The organism is Lactobacillus sp. PV037 (genome assembly GCF_014522345.1).
Classification (GTDB): Bacteria; Bacillota; Bacilli; order Lactobacillales; family Lactobacillaceae; genus Lactobacillus.
Window position 1 is genome coordinate 1,350,527 of the sequence record NZ_CP041987.1, and the last position, 17,329, is coordinate 1,367,855.

Annotated in this window: 17 protein-coding genes; 3 read left to right on the forward strand and 14 right to left on the reverse strand. The window is 33.5% G+C overall.

The window, feature by feature from the left end; all coding sequences use genetic code 11:
* Nucleotides 1-16: 16 nt before the first annotated feature.
* The 10 genes from FP435_RS07275 to FP435_RS07320 form a co-directional block, all read right to left on the reverse strand.
* Nucleotides 17-829: an aldo/keto reductase gene (locus FP435_RS07275; protein WP_265483624.1), complete on the reverse strand. Its 813-nt coding sequence runs from the start codon at nucleotides 827-829 to the stop codon at nucleotides 17-19.
* A gap of 45 nt (nucleotides 830-874) precedes the next feature.
* The gene (locus FP435_RS07280; protein ID WP_265483625.1) at nucleotides 875-2,806 is read right to left on the reverse strand and encodes a M13 family metallopeptidase; all 1,932 of its coding nucleotides are present in this window, start codon (nucleotides 2,804-2,806) and stop codon (nucleotides 875-877) included.
* A gap of 78 nt (nucleotides 2,807-2,884) precedes the next feature.
* Complete coding sequence (locus FP435_RS07285) at nucleotides 2,885-4,102, reverse strand: MDR family MFS transporter (RefSeq protein ID WP_265483626.1); 1,218 nt, start codon at nucleotides 4,100-4,102, stop codon at nucleotides 2,885-2,887.
* A 114-nt stretch (nucleotides 4,103-4,216) separates the two neighbouring features.
* On the reverse strand, nucleotides 4,217-5,488 hold the full coding sequence (locus tag FP435_RS07290; RefSeq protein WP_265483627.1) for a carboxylate--amine ligase: 1,272 nt from the start codon (nucleotides 5,486-5,488) through the stop codon (nucleotides 4,217-4,219).
* 25 nt (nucleotides 5,489-5,513) lie between these two features.
* Nucleotides 5,514-7,463, reverse strand: a complete 1,950-nt coding sequence (gene asnB, locus FP435_RS07295; protein WP_265483628.1) for an asparagine synthase (glutamine-hydrolyzing) — start codon at nucleotides 7,461-7,463, stop codon at nucleotides 5,514-5,516.
* Nucleotides 7,464-7,497: 34 nt separating this feature from the next.
* Nucleotides 7,498-8,892: a metallophosphoesterase family protein gene (locus FP435_RS07300; protein WP_265483629.1), complete on the reverse strand. Its 1,395-nt coding sequence runs from the start codon at nucleotides 8,890-8,892 to the stop codon at nucleotides 7,498-7,500.
* Nucleotides 8,893-8,934: 42 nt separating this feature from the next.
* Nucleotides 8,935-9,417: a hypothetical protein gene (locus FP435_RS07305; protein ID WP_265483630.1), complete on the reverse strand. Its 483-nt coding sequence runs from the start codon at nucleotides 9,415-9,417 to the stop codon at nucleotides 8,935-8,937.
* Nucleotides 9,418-9,551: 134 nt separating this feature from the next.
* Complete coding sequence (locus tag FP435_RS07310; RefSeq protein WP_265483631.1) at nucleotides 9,552-10,079, reverse strand: helix-turn-helix transcriptional regulator; 528 nt, start codon at nucleotides 10,077-10,079, stop codon at nucleotides 9,552-9,554.
* A 54-nt stretch (nucleotides 10,080-10,133) separates the two neighbouring features.
* Nucleotides 10,134-10,673, reverse strand: coding sequence for a phenolic acid decarboxylase (locus FP435_RS07315; protein WP_265484656.1), 540 nt, complete (start codon nucleotides 10,671-10,673; stop codon nucleotides 10,134-10,136).
* Nucleotides 10,674-10,841: 168 nt separating this feature from the next.
* On the reverse strand, nucleotides 10,842-12,230 hold the full coding sequence (locus FP435_RS07320) for an IS3 family transposase (RefSeq protein ID WP_265482988.1): 1,389 nt from the start codon (nucleotides 12,228-12,230) through the stop codon (nucleotides 10,842-10,844).
* Nucleotides 12,231-12,740: 510 nt separating this feature from the next.
* On the opposite strand from FP435_RS07320, the gene FP435_RS07325 reads away from it, so the two are divergent.
* On the forward strand, nucleotides 12,741-12,929 hold the full coding sequence (locus tag FP435_RS07325; RefSeq protein ID WP_265483632.1) for a hypothetical protein: 189 nt from the start codon (nucleotides 12,741-12,743) through the stop codon (nucleotides 12,927-12,929).
* 201 nt (nucleotides 12,930-13,130) lie between these two features.
* On the opposite strand, the gene FP435_RS07330 is transcribed toward FP435_RS07325, so the two are convergent.
* Both FP435_RS07330 and FP435_RS07335 read right to left on the reverse strand, forming a co-directional pair.
* The gene (locus tag FP435_RS07330; RefSeq protein WP_265483633.1) at nucleotides 13,131-14,114 is read right to left on the reverse strand and encodes a class III bacteriocin; all 984 of its coding nucleotides are present in this window, start codon (nucleotides 14,112-14,114) and stop codon (nucleotides 13,131-13,133) included.
* A gap of 71 nt (nucleotides 14,115-14,185) precedes the next feature.
* Complete coding sequence (locus FP435_RS07335) at nucleotides 14,186-14,680, reverse strand: universal stress protein (RefSeq protein ID WP_265483634.1); 495 nt, start codon at nucleotides 14,678-14,680, stop codon at nucleotides 14,186-14,188.
* 164 nt (nucleotides 14,681-14,844) lie between these two features.
* Here FP435_RS07335 and FP435_RS07340 point away from each other — a divergent pair, with 164 nt between their 5' ends.
* Both FP435_RS07340 and FP435_RS07345 read left to right on the forward strand, forming a co-directional pair.
* The gene (locus FP435_RS07340; protein WP_265483635.1) at nucleotides 14,845-15,651 is read left to right on the forward strand and encodes a tyrosine-protein phosphatase; all 807 of its coding nucleotides are present in this window, start codon (nucleotides 14,845-14,847) and stop codon (nucleotides 15,649-15,651) included.
* A gap of 9 nt (nucleotides 15,652-15,660) precedes the next feature.
* Nucleotides 15,661-16,395, forward strand: a complete 735-nt coding sequence (locus FP435_RS07345) for a GntR family transcriptional regulator (RefSeq protein ID WP_265483636.1) — start codon at nucleotides 15,661-15,663, stop codon at nucleotides 16,393-16,395.
* A 13-nt stretch (nucleotides 16,396-16,408) separates the two neighbouring features.
* Here the strand turns inward: FP435_RS07345 and FP435_RS07350 are convergent, their stop codons facing one another.
* Together FP435_RS07350 and FP435_RS07355 are read right to left on the reverse strand one after the other, a co-directional pair.
* Nucleotides 16,409-16,723 carry a hypothetical protein gene (locus FP435_RS07350; RefSeq protein ID WP_265483637.1) on the reverse strand — a complete coding sequence of 105 codons (315 nt, stop codon included), beginning with the start codon at nucleotides 16,721-16,723 and terminating at the stop codon, nucleotides 16,409-16,411.
* Nucleotides 16,716-17,222, reverse strand: a complete 507-nt coding sequence (locus FP435_RS07355; protein WP_265483638.1) for a PTS sugar transporter subunit IIA — start codon at nucleotides 17,220-17,222, stop codon at nucleotides 16,716-16,718. The genes FP435_RS07350 and FP435_RS07355 overlap by 8 nt, the downstream gene beginning before the upstream one ends.
* Nucleotides 17,223-17,329: the final 107 nt, after the last annotated feature.

Below are 17,329 nucleotides of genomic sequence, written 5' to 3' on the forward strand. Positions count from 1 at the left end.
ATTGAGAATTCTTTTTTTATTCGTCCACTCTCATGGTTGCTGGCCAGCCATCAATTGGCTGACGCTTATCTAATTCTTTAATTTCAGCTACTTCCGCTGGTGTCAAAGTAAAATCAAAAATTTCAAAGTTTTCTTGCATATGTTTAGGGTTAACAGAACGGGGAATAACCATAATATCTTCCTGAGTCAAAAAGCGCAACATAACTTGGACGCCAGTTTTACCATATTTTTTACCAATTTTTTGCAAAACTGGGTGCTTTAAGATAGCAGGCGCATCTTCCATTAAAGGACTATAAGATTCGTGGATAATTCCCTCTCTAGTTAAGAATTCATGCATCTTTCCCTGCTGCAAGTTCAGGTGAGTCTCTATCTGATCAAGTAATGGTTTTACGTCACTATTGGCCATTATTTCTTTTGTCTGGTTGATATTAAAATTAGACAAACCAATATGATGCAATTTCCCTTCATGATAGGCTTCGGCCATTGCACGATAAGTGCCAAGTGAATCTTCCATTGGCCAGTGAATAATCATTAAGTCAAAATAGCTTAATCCTGCTTTTTGTAGGGAATCTTCAATTCCTAACTTCGTTGCTTCATAACCATCTGTCATTGCCTTAGTGGTAATGAAAATATCTTCACGTTTTACATCACTTTCACGTACTGCTTCTCCTACCTGAGCTTCATTGCGGTAGTATTGCGCTGTATCGATTAGTCGGTAACCAAGCTTTAAGGCCTGTTTAACTGCTTGCTTAGTATCTGCCGGCGCAATCTTATAAGTACCAAAACCTAGCTTTGGTATTTTTTCACCTTTAACTTCAAAGTATTCCATCTTTTACTTCCTTTCAAAAAAGAATTCCCAAAACGGGAATTCTTTTTACCAGATTATTACTCTCTTTTCTGGATCCATCCACATGCCATCTGATTCTTTAACATCAAATGCCTTATAAAATTCTTCTTGTTGTTGTGATTGAACATTAGCACGTTCTGGACCTGGAGCATGGACATCGATTGAAACAATCATTTTACGATATTCTGGGTATTCTTTACCGCCCCAAATTCGTGCAAAGTTTTCAAAGAGCTTCTTAGCGTCTCCACCTTCACTCTTATTTGCACTAATTGCAGCAGTAAGACCACCTTGGTCAGCAATATTTTCAGAAACAATTTGCTTCCCATTTAAGACTGTATTGCCAAATTTAATCCCATCAAAAAGATCAATTTCTGCTTGGGTACGCTTTTTAAATTCAGCGTAATCCTCTTTGGCCCACCAATTATTTAGATTTCCAAATTCATCAAATTTTGCCCCATTATTATCAAAAGCATGTGATATTTCATGGGCAATAACTGTTCCAATCCCACCATAATTAGTTGCACGATCTGCATTTACATCATAAAATGGCGCCTGCAAAATAGCAGCTGGAAAAGTAATATCATTTCTTTGCGGATCATAGCAAGCATTAACCAAATTCCCTGGCATTAGCCAAGTCGTACGATCTACTGGCTTGTAAAGTTTAGCTAAATTCTCTTCTACTGCCTTAGTATTATTTGCTTTAACAGTTTCATATAAACTTGCTGGATTTACTTGTAACTTATCATAAATTTTTTCAATTTTATCTGGATAACCAATCTTTAAAATTAGTGCCCGCAATTTTACAATTGCCTTTTGCTTGGTTTCTTCAGAAAGCCAGTCGTTATTTTTAATGCGTGATTCATAAGCATCAATCATCTTATGAATCATGTCTTCTACATCTTTCTTAGCTGCTTCACCAAAGTAAGTTTGGCCATAGTAAACGCCAACTACATCACTGAAACTACTATCAGCCATTCTATAAGCATGTTTAATTTGACTAGCAAGCTCTGGTTGTCCACTTAAGGCTTGTCTAAATGGAAAAGCTGCTTCACGAAAGTCTTGTGATAAATAACTAGCGACACTATTAATGAAGTGAGTAATAATCCAGCCCTTAATTTCCGCAAAATTTTCCTCATTAACTAGTTCATCAAAGTGCTCTAAGTAACGCGGCTCGGTAACATTAACCACTTCTGGCATCTTTCCAAAAAGATCGGTCAGTAGTTGTTTGATATCTAGATTATTAATTTTGGCGGTAAAATCTGCTAACTTAGTTGGATTATAACTAGCAGTATAGTCAGCAGCTTCTTCACTAGATTTAACCACCTTAGCCAAGCGAGCATCAAACTTTAGCGCATTTTCAACATATTCTTGTGCTTGCTCGCTAGCTACTCCCGCCATCTTAAGCAAATTAAGTGCTTGTTGCTTGTACACAGCCAATAATTTTTCAGAACTTGGATCTTGGTAACTAGTTGTATCGGGCAAAATTAACCCTGGTGCATTGAAATCTACCATATTTTCTTTAGTATTTTTCATATTTGGATTAACACTAAAACTAAATGGTAGTGCAAACATACTAGTATAAAATTCTTTTGTGCCAATTTCAGCTAAACTATTTAAAGAAGTTAATCTCTTTAAATCTTCTTGAATTGGTTCTGCCCCATCATCATTTCTTTTATCAAAATCTGCTGCTAATTTATAAAATTCAACCGCTTTTTCTAAATTAGGTACAGCTGGAATTTCTTTTTTACCGCTAGCAAAGTCGGCAAAGTCTTGCATAAGTTTCTTTTCAATTTCAATATCAATTTTATCAAAGCGAGCAATCCGTGAACGATCAGAAGGAATGTCATTATTTTCAAGCCATTCCGAATTTACTGCTAAGTATAAGTTATCCTGTGGGCGTACCTTTACATCTGGCTTAGTAATATCACCAGCACCGCCACGAATATCTAAGTTGGTCATGGTTATCTTCCTCTCTAATAATTTTCTAATTTCACTATATTATTTTACCTAAAAATATCTTTTTGCCAAATTTTGCGCTTAATGGAAAACTTTTAGGCGTGCTTTTAAGTGAGCATGAAGTGGTACTAACATTACGATCATTAAGAAAATTCCAATCGCTGCTACAATAAAGAAATCAATATAGCCAAATTTATCAATTACTAATCCCCCAAATAAAGGACCAAAAGCTCTTCCAATTGAAGCGGTTGATAAGGTAAGGCCCTGGTATTTTCCTTTACTTGAAACTGGAGACAAGTCATTCACATAAGCGGGAATCGCTGGCATTGAAGTTGCTTCTCCTAAAGTTAAAGTGACCATTGAAAAAACAAAATGGGCGTAATCTTTTGCAAACACCAGTGTCACAAAAGAAATTGCAAACATGCTAACTCCAAAAATAACTTGATGAAATAGATTTTTAAAGGTATTAGGGAACCGACTCAAAAATAGTTGCACTAAAACAATAATTCCCGCATTAATGGTCCATAGCAAACTATAGAGATGAAAAGGAATCCCCAACGATACCATATAAACTGAAAGGTTTGATTCCCAGTTCATATACATCAGCCAAATTATTGCCAAGGTAATAAAAAATCCTATACTTAACTTTAAATTAGCCTTAGGCATTGGCTGAATGGTCTGTTTCTGTCCTTCTTCTTTATTTGCCATTCGCTCATGGTGGTATTTAATAATTGGTCGATAATTAATAATTGCATTTACACATACAAACGCAAATAGTCCTCCTGCAATCATAAATAAGAGGGTAACTGAATAATCATATAAGTAACCAACAATTAAAGTCCCTAGCACCACTCCTAAGTTTTGGGCGAAATAAATCATATTAAAGACATAACGTCCTGGTTTTGATTTTAAGCTAGTGGCAATTGAATTAATTAAGGCACCATTCCAGCCTCCTAAAATACCAGTACAAATCATCCAAAACCAATATAGAGGCCAAGTATGATTAAGTCCCATCCCAAATAAGACTAGGGCATCTAATCCAGCTCCTACAATAATTAAATAGTAAGGATTTAATTTGTCATAGGCTTTACCTGCAATATAAGAGCCGGCTACATTTCCTAAACAATTACAAAGTAAAACCACTCCAATCATTGCTAAGGAAACATGAAGTCTCTTATTTAAATAAACAGACGTTAAGGGCCAAATGAAGCTGGCACCAATCCAAGTTAATAATTCTCCTAATAACAACCAATAAAGTTTAATTTCATCAGCCGGTTGCGGCTGCTTTTTAAAGTGCATAATTCCTCCAGTTATTACAATTTAGACTAGTCTTTAGTTTAACATTTTTTCAAATATACAAAAAGCGTCTAGAAATTCTAGACACTTTTCATTAGACTAATTTTTTTCAGAAGTTTATGACTTTTTAGTTTCAAAATATTGTCCCTTGTTTACCTGATAGTAGGTCTTGTAACGCTTCTTATAGTTATGGAACATATATTTCATTAAAAGCCAACGTTTTAAACTACTATCTTTCTTATAAAAGACGGTAGTGCCATAACGGCCTTCTTTGATTAATTTTTCTGCTAACTTTTTAGCCGGATTATCATAAGCATATTCTTCAAATATCTTAACTGGCACTCCTAACCAAAGAACATACTTACTTTCATCTTTATTACCATAAACAGTTGGAGCAGCTGCTAAGCTATCGTTAACATAATCTTCTACATACCACTTAGCTAAGTTATAGCCGTTCAAGGTAACGTAGAAACTTGAACGTCCTTGACGTAAATTAATTTCAAAGAATTTAAATTCACCATCACGTTCATCATATTTCATATCAAAGTTTGCCATCCCAGTGTAACCAAGCTTTTCTAAGAAAGCTTGCACTGTATCATAAAGTTTTTGATTATAAGCAGGTAAAATCGCCATGTAATTTCCGATTGATTGTGGTGTTGGGTCTTCTAATAAAGGATGGCCCAAGCACATCATCTTAACTTTATGATTCTTGTCGACATAAACATTCAATACACGCATGTTTGAGTCGTCACCAGGGATGAAATCTTGCAAAATTAAATCTTCAGTGTATCCATGAGTATAAATTTTATTTACAATGTCTTTCAATTCAGCTTCATCATGAATAGTAAATGCCTTTTTTCGTCCTTCAAATTGACACTTAAGCCAAGAAACTGGATCTTCAGGCTTCAATTCTACTGGGAAATCAAAAGGTACATCTAGATAAGTGTTATTCTTATAAGCATCCATTGTAATTATTTTTGTCTTAGGATATGGTAAGCCATATTGTTCAGCAATTTCATAAAATCCTTCTTTAGAAATCAATTTTTCTAAGAGGTCATAATCAATATAAGGAACAATAAAAGCTTCTTCCAATTCTTCTTTATGCTTTGCTAAAAGCTCCGCATAACCATCACCACAAGCAATTAAAATTACAGGTTCTTGATGATCCTTGTACTCAGCAATTTTTTGCTTCATGACCTTCATAAAACCTGGATCACTTGAAAAGCCTTCATGAACTTCAACATCTACTATTTTTGAATAGCGAGTTGCTGCTAGTTGAGTTGCTGCCCAAGCTTGAACTTTAATTCCATATGCTTCATTAAATGAGCGTGCCATCCCATAAACATTGATGTCACTACCTAAAAGAATTGGTGTAAATTTAGATTGCAAAATTAGTACTTCCTTTTTTTATTTCTTACACTAACTTACCATTAGCAATTAAGTTTGCTACTTCTGGTTGAACATGTTGGTATTTCTTAACTGTGTTTTCGTAATCTACGAAGAATAACTTGTACCATACTAAGAAAGTGTAGATAGCCCAGATTTGTCTACGTGCTGAACCGTTACCTTTGTAGTTATCATCCAATAACTTCACGATCTTTTCTTGATCAAAGATGTCATTTACAAAATCTGCTGTAAATAGTTCTCTGACTTGCTTATAAAATTTTGGTTCTTTTAACCATTGTTTAATTGGAGTAGGGAATCCCAATTTTGGTCGTTTTGCCCATTCTTCAGGTAAAACTTTTTCAGATGCCTTTCTTAAAGCATACTTAGTATCATGACGATTCATTAAATATTTAGTTGGGATTGAATTTGCAAGTTCTGCAATCTTTTTATCAAGATATGGAACACGTAATTCAAGTGAGTGAGCCATTGAAATCTTATCAGCTTTTTGTTCAATGTCATTTAACATAAAATGGTGCAAATCAATATATTGCATTTGCTTTACTGCATCAATATCTTTGACCTTCTTAAAGTCTTCTTGATAAATTCCATTTACTGTCAAATCATTTTGATAATCTTTTTGTAAAATGCCATTAGCATCTTTTGAAGAAAAGATAGTTGGATAATTCATATCATAAATTACTGATTGGCCAACATAAAATTCACTTGGTTCTGCCAAATTAGTGTACATATGAACTTTTCCTGGGAAATTAGGCATCTTTTTAATGCCATGAGCTAATTTCACACGAGCACCTTTTGGCAACTTCTTTAAACCAGAAGTAAAGACTTTGATGACATTGTTATGAGTATGCATCCCGTAGTTAACATAACCCGCAAATAACTCATCAGCACCTTCTCCAGATAAAGCTACTGTAACATGCTTTCTAGCTAGCTTACATAAATACCATAGAGGAATAATTGATGGGTTAGCATCTGGTTCATCCATATGATATTGCATTTCTGGGAAATCTTTCATTGCTTCATCAGCTTTTACCTTATCAGCATGGAAGTTCCATCCCTTAATGTCAGCTAAAGCTTTAGCTTTTGATGCTTCATCATAAGTTGCATCATCAAATGAAATTGAGAAAACATCTTCTGGGTCAAGTAAACTTGTTACAAAGCTTGAATCTACCCCTTCAGATAAGAAGGCACCTACTGGTACATCGGCATTATGATAAAGATCAACTGTTTCTTTTAAATCTTCGTTGATTTTTTCTAAGGTTTCTTCAAAACTCAATGAGTTTTCTACATATTCTGCATCCCAGTATTTATGGGTCTTCATCTTCCCATCTTTATATTCAAACCAATGACCTGCTGGGAAACGATAAACGCCCTTAAAGAAAGTTTCTTTTAAATCGTTGTATTGGTTCATTAAGTATGGCTTAACAGCTTCTTTGTTTAACTTCTTTTCAAAGCCTGGGTAAGCTAAAAAACTCTTCAATTCAGAACCTACTAATAACTTGCCGTCATGGTCCCAGTAGTACATTGGTTTAATTCCAAAGAAGTCACGTGCTCCATACATAGTTTTAGTATTATCATCCCAAATAATGAAGGCAAACATACCACGAACACGCTTTAATAAGCCATCCATACCCCACTCTTCATAACCATGAAGTAAAACTTCAGTGTCAGCTTTTGTAGTAAAAGTATGTCCTGCTGCAATCAATTCTTCTCTTAATGGTTTGTAGTTGTAAATCTCACCATTAAAGATAATTGCCCGACTTTTATCTTCATTAAAAATTGGTTGACTACCACCGCGAAGATCGATGATTGATAATCTTCTAAAACCAAGTGCAACTTCATCATTAGTATACATTCCATCTGAACTCGGTCCACGGTGTTTGATAGTATCCATCATTTCGTTAACTGCATGTTTTTTATCCTTTAAACTAGGATCAAAAATTGCACAAATTCCACACATATAATTTTCCCTCTCAAATATGCAAAATCTAGTGTTATATCCGATAAATTCTTCTCTTTGAAGCGGCTCCATAGCCAAAAATCTGCATCAAATTACGCTTCAAATCAACATTTACAACATATCCAGCATACTCACTGGGTAAGTCAATTTTTCGATTCCAGCGTTTATTATAATGGGTTGTTAAAGCATGTTTAGAACCCATCAATGCTGAACAATTAAATAAAATATATTGTATCCCATTTATTCTAAATTGGTCTTCAATGTGACGATGTCCACAGAAATAAGCAATAATCTTTGAATTTTTAACTTGGGTAAAATCAAAATCATTATCTAAAGTAAACTGTGCCGGTACATCATGAGAGTTAAGATAACCCTTCTCTTTTTGATTAAAGGCAACCAGTAACTCATGAAGAGAACGTCCGTTATACTTTAAGGCATTACTTCCCTTATGAGTAATAGGACTACCATGACTCATAAATATAATTTTTTTATTGCTAGAACTTTCTAGAATTTCAATAATTTCTTGCATCTGATCTTCGCGAAGTGCTAAAGAAATTTTGCTATCATATTTTTTTTGACCTTTTTCGTTCAAAAGATAAGGTGTATCTGAAGTATTTACAGTGATAACCCGTAAATCTCCTTTATCAAAATACACTACTCCATGATTACGCGAAATATAGTTAATTCCCTTTTGTGCATACATTGCCGGCCACATGATATCTTCAAACTCATTTTCAGGGAAACTTGCTTTTAGATTATGATGTTCGTCAAATTTATCATTTTCATCATGATTACCTTTAATAATGGCAAAATTAGTCTTTTTAGACTTAAAAGCGTGACTTAAAGAGTACAATTCTTGTTCACTAACTAATCCAGCATCTGAACCATCAATCCAATCTCCTAAATGAGCCTTTAGATCAAGTAACCCTAAATCTTCAAGATAGTTGAATTCTTTCACATGCTGCAAACCGTTAGCGCCATAAAAAGTAACTGAATCTGTATCTTTATAATGAGTATCAGTAATTACTCCAATATTAATTGAATTTTCTCCCTGTCGAGTATGCTTTTTTACGCGCTCAGAAAATTCATCTAAATATTGCTCTACAATATATCTTCGGCCTGTTTTCTTATTAACAAAAGCCCGAAAACGATCAAGTCGCTTATCATAGCTTCGAATATATTCCGGAACCAAATCAGACGCATTAGGATCGCGTAAAGCCTGATGAAGTGTCCCTTCATCATCTTTATATACTATTAAAATATAATCACGGCCATTAGGAGTTTGTTCTTGCTTTCCAACGTTGTATTGACCCACTGTCATGTAGCGTTGCAATGGATCAAACAAGATTTCTGACTTTGGACGCATAAACTTCTTTGTAGCACCAGAAATTTTGTCAATTATTCCATTAGTTTTTTTAATTATACTCATAAGCACACTTCTTATCTAAAAGGTCTTCTCAGTCTCAAGCAACTAATTATTTGCTAGAGCATGTGCTGCAAGACCTAATGATAAAACAGCATCTTTTGAAAGAGCCTTTTTTAATTCATTAGGTGCAATTGCTCTAACTGCGCCGATTACTTTCAAACTGTAAAGTAAAACATTAAAGTCAGTTTTTCGGTCATATATTCCATCTGTAGTTGGATTTTCATGGTTATAGGTGAAGTTAATTTCATCCTTATCTACATAACCATCCACGTGATTGGTCAAAATACGGTCACTTAATGAGCCCAACTTTTCATTTAACTGAAGTAAATTTAATTTACCATCAGACTCACTATTATAGTACTCATCTTGTGTCATTTCAAAATAATCTTGAATTGGCTTGGCTAAAATTCCTAAACTATTAATTTCATCATAAATTTTTGAAAGATTAAGACTTTCTTGACCACTGATAATTTCATCTTGCTTAGCAGCTAATTCATCAGTTAAAGTCATGGTTGTCAAATTATCCATAATGTCCTCCTTGAAATACAATGCCTATTATAACAAAAAAAGCAAGTTTTTTTCTTTTTTCTACCTACTTTAAGCATATCTTTTGAATTAGTGCAAGAAAAAAATGCCTTAAGAAAATTATCTTAACGCATTTTTTATTTAATCGTTTTTAGCCATTCAATTTGTCCCTGTAATCGAGCCATTGCCCTCTTTAAAATTACGTAGTGCCCATAATGCAAATTTTTATCTTCTTTATTCTTGAAGACAGCTTTCTCTCTTTTCTTTAAATGATCAAGTTGTTTTTTTAAAAGCTCTAATTCTTCCTCAACCAATTCTTTAATTCTTGGGTCTGTAGGGTCACTAATAAAAAACATTTTTAAAGAAAACAAATCTCGACTAACTGGAATTTGAGTAATTGGCTCACTGATCCAACTATTTAAAATTTTTTCACCATTCTCAGTAATTGAGTAATAGATTTCCTTCTCATTTTTATCACTTTGGTTACTAGTAATCCAGTTATCTTGCTCCATCTTTTTTAATTCTGGATATACCTGGCTGTGGGATGCTTTCCAAAATTCACCAATTTCATTTTTAAATTGATAGGTGATTTCTTTCCCAGTAAAACCAGGATTTTGTTTTAAAATTCCCAAAATAATAAATGGAAGTATTCTTTTCTTTGGCATTAACTATCCTTCTTTAAGTTTATAAGATAGGTTTATTCTACCATTAATTCTTTTTTAATTCTTTTTCAATGGCTTATAGTTTTCATCGTAAAACTTACCATCACGAATATCATCAGTCATCCCTTCATAAGGTTCTTGACTAATTGCATCGTCATTATCTACCCCTGCATCCCCAATGTAAGTGATTGTCGCAAATTCTGGGACAACCATTTTAGGATAAGTATCATATTTTTCACGTGATTCATGCATTAAATCAATATGTTCATTTTGGAAAGTGACAGTGATTTCAGGATGATCTTGTACCCACTTAGGGAAGAAAATAGTCCCATTTAACTTGTGTTCATTTGGCACAAAGTCAAGTGCTACATCAGTACCAGTTGGTTCAGTCCAAGCAACTTTATAAATTCCTTCTGTCAACATATTAATATGAGCTGGTTGGTCTTTTACCCAGCGACCAGCAACCATCCCACCATGAATACGGTAATCTACAGTATGGTCATTTTTTGCATACCATTCATATTCCCAACCGTTATCATAAGTATAAATAAAGTGAGTTCCAATAAAGTCATCTAAAGTTTTAAATTTCTTATCCATATGATTTAAGTTTGCCATTTTATTTCCACCTTTCATTTTTGTCATTTTCGACACAAAATATTATATGTCGTTATTTACAAAAAATCAAGTAAAAATAAACAAGATGGCTTATTAGAAAGATACTTACCGAAATGTGATATGAACCCTAAAATTAGGACATATTATTAATTAGCTTTGATTCATAATCGCATTCCGATATTCAATCGGTGTGCGATTTTTTAGTACAGTTTTAATTCGTTTAGTATTGTAATATTCAATATATTCTTTGATGGCTTCTTCTAACTCATCTAAATTACTAAAATTATTTTCGAATCCATAAAACATTTCTCTTTTAAGTATGCCAAAGAAACCCTCCATCATGCCATCATCTAAAGAATTACCTTTACGTGACATACTTTGGGTTATGCCATGATTTTTAAGCCATGATTGAAAGAGAGGATGTTGATATTGCCAGCCTTGATCAGTATGAAATACTAAACCATTAAGGGCCGGATACTTTTTATAGGCCAGCTTTAACATATCCATTACTTGCTTTAAAACAGGATGACGACTTAGAGTATAAGAGACAATCTCTTGTGTGCAACCGTCCATAATTGGGGATAGATAAAGCTTTTCACCATTCAAATGAAATTCCGTCACATCTGAATACCACTTTTTATTTGGAATTACAGACTTGAAATTACGTTTAATCAAGTTACTTTTGATCTTACCTACAGTTCCACGATAGCTTGAATATTTATGCTTACGTCTAATGGCAATGCCATATAAGTGCATTTTAGTCATTAGACGTTTTACTTTCTTATGATTGATTTTAAGTCCTTCACGTTGAAGTTGTGCAGTAATTCTTCTATAACCGTAGCGATGTTTGTGCTCTTCATATACTTCTTTGATCCTTTCCATGATATTTTGGTTTTTCCTATCTTTATCATCATGTCCTTGAACATAGTAATAATTACTCCTAGATAGGTGAGGAAGGTCAGGTTTAGAATTGATCACTTTAAGCACAAAACTCACAGTCACATGAAGTTCTTGCCTTAGCTGTGTGACTGCAGAAACTATTTCTTGTGCTTTTGGTTTCTGATTCTTTGTGCCACTAAGGCATCTAATTTTTTTATAAATTCGTTCTCGACAGTAAGCTCTAAATTCTTTTGTTTGAGGTCCTTGATTTGCTTTTGAAGTTCTTGAATCTGTTTGTCTTTGTTCTGCATTAGATCTTCTACCTTTCTTATGATTAATGACATTATACCCATTTTCTTTGTATTTGCGAACCCAATTGTAAAGCATGGCCCTACTACGTAAACCAAGATCTAATGATATTTGGGACATAGTTTCGTCTCCTGAAAGAACCCTTCTAATTGCCTTTTCTTTAAATTCTATTGAATAAAAAGTATAGGGCTTATCTAGGATTTCTAATCCATATTTATCGATTAATTTAAATAAGTATCTAAGACTATCAGAGGTAATTCCATATTCTTTTCCTAATTGAAGAGAAGATTTACCGTAATATTTCCAATTATTATAAATATCAATTTTATCTTGTTTAGACAGTTTAGTCATAATAAAAAACCTCGAAATTCTTGTCCGAATTTCGGGGTTCATATCAAATGGTAGAGTATTTTAAAAACCAAAGATTCCAGATCCACCTTGAAAGCAATAGATAAAATTCTTAAGGGACGGAGACAACTCCCTAATTGACAGATTGATGTTAGAAACTATTGATATCAAGTGTAAGAAAGAAATAAAACAGATAGGGTTTGCGCCCTATCCGTTTCCAAAAAATATTAATTGAGTGTTGAGATTTATACGTTAAAAGGTATATAATAATATATGTAGGGTGGAAGCAATGGTAAAACTGAAACCCTACCGAGGAACAACAAAGCCGAGGGCTTTGTGGAACCCTCGGCTAATTAAGAAAGGGCAAGACTATGACGATTAAAATTGTTCTTGACCCTCAAACTTTACTTATGATTATAGCTTTAATTGCTACAATTATCAAGCGTAAGCGATGAGGATCGGGGCGGGTCAAAACGGCTTGCCCTTTCTTATATAAGAAAAAGCGGGGACATTATGGCAACTGAGGCACAGAAACGGGCACGCAACAAATGGAACGCCAAAAATAAAGAAAAGGCTAAAAAGTATAGTTATAAATCAATGGCCAAAAATTTTATTATTAATTATGCTCAATCAAAAGATTTAGAAGACTTAGAAGATTTTATAAAGCAAAGAAAAGAGGTTTTAAAAGAAGAAGTTAAATGAGGAGATAAATCTGATAGAATGTGCAAACGCTCGAAAAATAATTTTTAATGAAAATTGCCCGGAAGAGTCTGGGAAAAAACTCTTAAATTAAAGAAAGTGCTGATAATCTTCGTTTTTTAAACGTTGATATATCAGCACTTTTGTTTTATCTATTTATTCAATTTAGACTAAAAGATTATTTTTTCCCAAACACTTCTTAGCTTAATCGCCGAATCCCGTAACTTTATAAATTCGATTCATCAATGTCGTTAAGCCATCACGTTCATGATAAGCCACTGTTAAAAAGATATTTTGACTATCATGCACATGAATGCTTTCAAACTCTGTACAGTATCCTAAAGCATCTACCGTTAAATTATGGTCTAGATTGGCAACTTCCCAATTATTTGGATCAGTTTCACCCCAAGGAATCTTAACAATTTCGCGTGGCTTACCTTGCTTGGCAAACCCTAAAAAACTTTTAGTTGGTCCTGGTTGACAAGAAATATAAATATTATCATTTTCATCAAGATCATATCCTTGAATTGAAGGAATATATTCACTATTAAAATTAGGAATTTTAAATGCACTTAAACAATTAAAATTCTGGATATTGACATCACTACTTGTCTGCTCTGCTTCATCTAAAGCCTGATTAACCTCATTCATGTTATACAAAGCAAAATATCCCGTATGATGAATATCAATACTTGCAATTAATAATTTACTGTAATCTGGTGACACAGCTGCTTCTACTCTTTCAAGTTCCGCGCCTGGATAAACAGTGCTGTTATCGCCAAAGCCAGATCCTGCTCGGTTTAAGTATGATAAACGAGGCAATTGGGTATTAGAAGTATATTGTTGTCCACTTCCATCTAAACGTACACGCGCAATTTGAGTTGTCCATGCGATACTGCCATGAGGCTTGGGCTTAGTTCCTACTAGCCAGCAGCCACTTTCTCCACTATATTTCCAAGTTTGAGTATGTCCACCTGCCTTACCAGTCAAATATAAAATTGGTGCATCTTCATTATAGATAACATGTTTGCCATTAGGCTCAGTACGATAAACAATAATATCTGTTTGACCATGTAATAACTGGAGCGCATAAACATATTTTGCTCCTACATCAGCAGCCTGAACAACTACATGGTGTAAATTTTCAAGTTCATAAGCTAATTGTAATTCTACATTTTTTTCAATCAATTTTACCACCTCACTAAAATGATAGGCTAAATCTAAAAAACTACCAAAGATTAAATCTTGGTAGTTTTTGCTTATTTAAATAATTTTCTTTTTTTCTTGGCAACTTTTTGATTGTCCATGTCAGTCTTAGCAATTAACACATCAGATAAAGAATGTTGGTTAACATAAGCTGTTACGCTTCCCATTAACATTCTTTCTAAAGCATTCATACCAGTAGCTCCCATAATAGTTAAATCATTACCATGATCTTGAATAAAATCAATAGCAATAATTCTCTTAGGTGAACCATAACGAATGTGAATAGCAATATCAGTAAAATCAAAGGTTTCCTTAGCCCATTGCTTTAAACTTTCTAGATACTTTTCTGAATCTTGAGTCATTTGATAAATAGTATCACCCGAAACTAAAGTATCTTGCATTTCTCCCATAAATTGACGCGTGTCAATTACATTCAAAAGATCAAGATGAGCATTGTTATCAATTGCAATCTTAACTGCCTTATCAAAAGCACGTTCTGAAGTTTCTGAACCATCAACTGGTACTAAAATATTATTGTAATCTTCCATACCTGTCATCCCCTATATTACTTCGATATATTTAGGTTTATTTTAACATAATTTCCAAAAAAACGGTTACACAACCTCAACAATAATATGTCTATATATTTTAATAAATCCATGCTACAATTAACCTTAGTAACATCATATATTATACAAAAGAGGTCAAAAATATGAGCGAAAATTACGATACAAAGTTGATTGGAATTTCTTCTGGCCGCAATTTCCGTGAATTAGGTGGTTACAGAACAAATACTGGCCAACAAATCAAATACAACAAACTCCTCAGAACAGGTAACTTGGCTACTTTAAGTGAAGAAGATATCAATCTTTTAGCCGATTACGGTCTTAAATATGATATTGACTTTAGAAGCTCAAAAGAGAAAAATGACTCTCCTGATCGCTTACCTAATAATGTTCACTACGAATTCAATCCAGTTTTTAGTGAAGATTTAACTAATGCTTCAAAGGGAATATTCACTTTAAAAGAAAGTGCCCAAAAAGATCCTGAATTTGGCTTTAAGCACATGTTTAAAGCATATGAAGATATGATCAATAGTGACACTGCTCAAAATGCTTATCGAAAATTCTTTGATTATTTACTAGCTAATGATAAAGAAAATGAAGTTTTACTATTCCACTGTACTGCTGGAAAAGATAGAACTGGCTTTGGTGCCTTCCTAGTTTTATCAGCTTTAGGGGTTCCTTTATCAACTATTAAACAAGACTACCTTTTAACTAATATTACTACAAAAGACTTCATTAATAATATGGTCCAAGAAGCTAAAAAAGAAGGTCAAGCAGCAGGAGTCTTACAGTCAATTCATGATATTCAATCAGTACATCCTGAATACTTAGACCATGCGGTTAGTGTAATTAACACTAACTATGGTAGTATCCATGATTATCTACGTAACGTTATGAAATTAAGTACAGCAGATTTAATGGATCTTAGAAGAATTTATCTTAAGGAAGTGTAATTTAATACGATGGCTATGCCGAAGTATGTTGAAATTCAAAATAAATTAAAACAAGAAATTAAAAGTGGTAAGTTTAAATATGGTGATCGTTTTTATAGTGAAGCCGATCTAAAAGACAAATTTAATGTCTCTTCAATCACAGTAATTCGCGCATTACGAGAATTAGTTGTAGAAGGATTCTTAGTTCGCTACCAAGGTAAAGGGACCTTTGTCTCTTATTCTTTAGGTGATAGTTTGGTGCATTTAAGTGTTCGTGGAAATAGCATCAACTCAGAAAAAGAACCTTATGACAAAATGACAGTTTTAGATGTAGTTGAAGGCAACAATCCCACTATCCTTAACAAGTTAAAATTAACTCCTAACGATCACTACTATCTTGTTAAGCGTATTCGTTACAAAGAGGGACAACCATTTGCTGTTTACTTTACTTATCTTCCTGCTGACGAAGTAGAAGACGATCTTTTAAAAGACAAAAATAATTTTGAGAGCATCTTTTACTTACTTAAGAATAAGTTAAGCATCCATTTAGAAGATGAACCATTTTCAGATAAATTAACTATCGTTCATCCTACTGAAGAAGTAAGTGCAAATTTAAAAATTGAACCTTCTTCTTTAGTAGTTAATCAAGAAAAAACAATTGTTTCTCAAACAACTTCTACCCCGCTCTATTATCATGTTGCTTACATTCGCTGGGATGCCTTTTCTCTAGTTTTTTCTAGTCCTAATTATCCCCAAAATAACTAAAAAGCATTCGTCTTTAGTTTGACGAACGCTTTTTTTCTGTCTTTTTGAGCAATTCAGCTATGTCCTCCAAACAAGCTCGACCTAGTGATGGCACTCGATATAAAATTCCGCTAGCTTCAACAATTGGAGTCTGAGTTTTAAGTTTAAAGACATGTTTAGGAGCAGTTAAAAACGCATCATAATGGTTGAGTACAGTTTCAGTTACTGTTGAAAAATCTGCTGTATCCACTAAAACTTCTTGCTTAAAAGTTCCTTCTACAACTTCTTTAATCCATTCATTAGCCTTTTGACCTGCTCCAGTTGCTACTAAGATTTTTAACTTATCCAATCGCTTCCACACTCTTTCTAAAGTTGAAGTTGCTCTTCAGATAGTCATAAACCTCTGCTGGAGTTTTGCTATTAAACAACTCTATTAAATCTTCAGCTGATTGTTCTGATAAAAAATCCATAATATCACCCAAAATTTTTGCATGAATATCTGAATCTTCACTTAAAATCATAAACATAAATTTAACAGGCAAGTCTTCAGGGGGATTAACCATATTTTTAAATTCAATATTTTTCTTCAAGGCAATTGGAATAATCATTGAAGTATTAACATATTTCCCCTCAGTATGAGGAATTGCAATATTCGGTAATTGGCGTGAAAGTGGTCGCAAAGAAATTCCAGTTGGGTATTTATCTTCTCTAGTTAATAGATTTTCTAAAAAATCTTCTTTTACCAGACCAAGTTTTTGTAATTTTGGTACGACTTCTTTAAAAACTTCACTCTGGTTTTCTTTTTCACTCACAAATACAGCGTCTTTACTAAAAAGTTCTTTTGTCATAAAATTGGTTCCTTATATTAGATTTTTATTCAAATTATTAAAAACTTCTCTTTTCTTATCCATTATAATCTAAGTTAATTAAAAAATCGAAAAATCACCTAAAAAAT